Raw genomic sequence first — 2,365 nt, forward strand, 5'->3', positions numbered from 1 at the left:
TGGGCTGCCGTTGCTGGTGGTCCGGCGGTGGCAGTGGGTGTGTATGAGGCGGTTGGCGACGCGTTCGTCCGGTGTTCCCGCTCCCCAGACGGTGACCGCGTGTCTGCGGACCGCTCTGCGGGTGGCGGTGAGCCATTGTTCCCACTCACGTGGGCTTCGCGGCTCGTGGTCGGCGTGCAGCAGCAGGTCTCGGCAGATCGGACACCGGCCGTGCTGGGCTCGCAGGAGCCGTTGCGTGGTGATGTCCACCGGGAGATTGCTGCGGCGACGCCGCAGGGTCCAGTAGTCGGTCAGGGTCGGGTCGTCGGGTGATGCCGTCCCTGCGACCATCCGGTGCCGGACAATCGGAGTCCAGGCGAACTTGCGCAGGTAGTAGCCGGTTTCCCGGCTCCCGAATACCCACCTGTCGCGCCGGGACGAGTTGAACTCGCCGAAGTACCGGGCTACCACCCAGCGTCTCGGCTTGTTCGCGTGGGTGAACCTGGCCCACTTGTAGACCAGTTTCCACGCGTGGGCGTCCAGCGCGTTGAACACGCGTTTGGACACCCCGATCCGGTAGTAGGCGCACCATCCGTTGATGATCGGGTTGAGCTTGCCGATCATCGCGTCGGCGTTGGACCCGCGCAGGGCCCGCACCTCCACGGACAGGCGTCTGCGGATCCGTCGCACCGCGTCGTTACTCGGCTTGGTCAGCAGCTTGCCGTTGGGGTAGCGGCGGATGTTGAACCCCAGGAAGTCCACGCCCTCGGTCAGGTGCGTGATCCGGGTCTTGTCCTCGTTGAAGACCAGACCCCTGGGCGCCAGCCATCCGGCCAGTGCCGCCTTGACCTGTTCGGCCTGCTCACGGGAGTGACACAAGGCGATCAGATCGTCGGCGTAGCGGACCACGACCGGGCAACCGTCCATCGTCTTCCCGGCACGGGTGCCGGTGACGTGGTAGCGGACCCCGGCGGCGGTCTCCATGCCGTGCAGAGCAACGTTCATGAGCAACGGACTGATCACCCCGCCCTGGGGAGCGCCCTCCTCGGTGGGGGTGAACCGGCCGTCCTCGACCACGCCCGCTTTCAGCCACTGCCGGACCAGTCCCCGTCCGGGGAACCAGCCCAGCGACCGGCGAATGTGGTCGTGGTCGAGCCGGTCGAACGCCGCCGCTAGGTCGGCGTCGAGCACCCACAGCCGTTTGGCGTCGGTGCGGCTCGACGTCGTGTGGATGGCCACGATGGCGTCGTGGCAGCCACGACCTGGTCGGAAGCCGTAGGATTTCGGCTCGAACCGGGCCTCCCATTCGGGCTCCAGCGCGTTCACCGTCAGGGCTTGCAGCGCCCGGTCAGCGATCACGGGAATCCCGAGGCCGCGACGGCGGCCGTTGCTCTTGGGCACATACACGCGCTTGACCGGCAGGGGAGTCCACGGCCTGGCGTCGTTCTGGATCCAGTCGGCCAGTTCGGCCTTCTGCTCCCCAGTCACCACGACCTGCCGGTCCACCCCGGCCGTCCTGCGACCAGCATTGCGCTCCGTCACCCGCCGCACCGCCACCACGGCGTTGCTGCGCGAGCGGAGCATCAACTTCTGCAAGTTCCGGACCTTCTTCAGGTCCCCGTCCCGCGACGCCGCGAAGATCCGCTGCCGTAGCCGCCGTACGTTGTCCTCGCAGGTCCGCCAATCGATGGCGTCCCAGCCAGCACGATCGTCCTCCGGTCCGTTCACGCCGAGAGCCGCCATCGCCACCGCGAAGGCATGAGCTGTCATCGTGTCTAACTTGCCCTTCGGTTCCGAAGCTGTGGTCAGCAGTAGCTCCGCAGGCTCACCCGACCCGCGTCAGCGCCCTTTCAGGCCAGGGCACATGCCCTTATCCGGCCGGTTATCCGGCGACCGCTGGCGGAGGAGCCAGCATCACCGCCGCCGGTTTCCCGCTGCCTTTCGGCCACCGGCATTCGCTTCTCGGGTCGTCCTGCGCCCGCTGGGACATCGTCCGCCCTCACAGGCGGCCTACCAGCCGAATCACTGTCCGTCTGGACCCCATCGGGGTTGTCACGTTCCGCATGAGACAGATACGACCGGGTAGGGCGCCCTCTGAACCCCGGGGACGGTGGTGCGCTCCCGCCCGGCTAGATTCCTCCGAGCGGCACCTGCCGCCTTGCAACGGCTGGCCCCTGTCTCCCGCTGGCGCGTCCCATCGAGCGGAAGTGCCTATGACGAGGCGTCATCGAGGGTTCACTCGCGTTCACCCGTCCGGTCTTCCCCAGCCGGTAACCCCTGGATGGAACAGGAGTCCTTGGGCCCTTCCCCGGGCTTCGCACCCCGCGGTTACCCGCGACGCACGCCGAGGCGGGGACGGTCCTTGCGCACGGGACCGGACACTACA

At 67.9% G+C, this 2,365-nt stretch carries 1 protein-coding gene; it reads right to left on the reverse strand.

Annotation, left to right across the window (positions count from 1 at the left end; translation table 11 throughout):
- Positions 1-1,749, reverse strand: a 1,749-nt coding sequence (ltrA, locus tag ACFHWT_RS31150) for a group II intron reverse transcriptase/maturase (RefSeq protein WP_416598249.1), incomplete at its 3' end; no start/stop codon positions are given.
- Positions 1,750-2,365 lie beyond the last annotated feature (616 nt).

The sequence above is a fragment of the Micromonospora sp. LOL_021 genome, from assembly GCF_048060215.1.
Lineage (GTDB): Bacteria > Actinomycetota > Actinomycetes > Mycobacteriales > Micromonosporaceae > Micromonospora_E.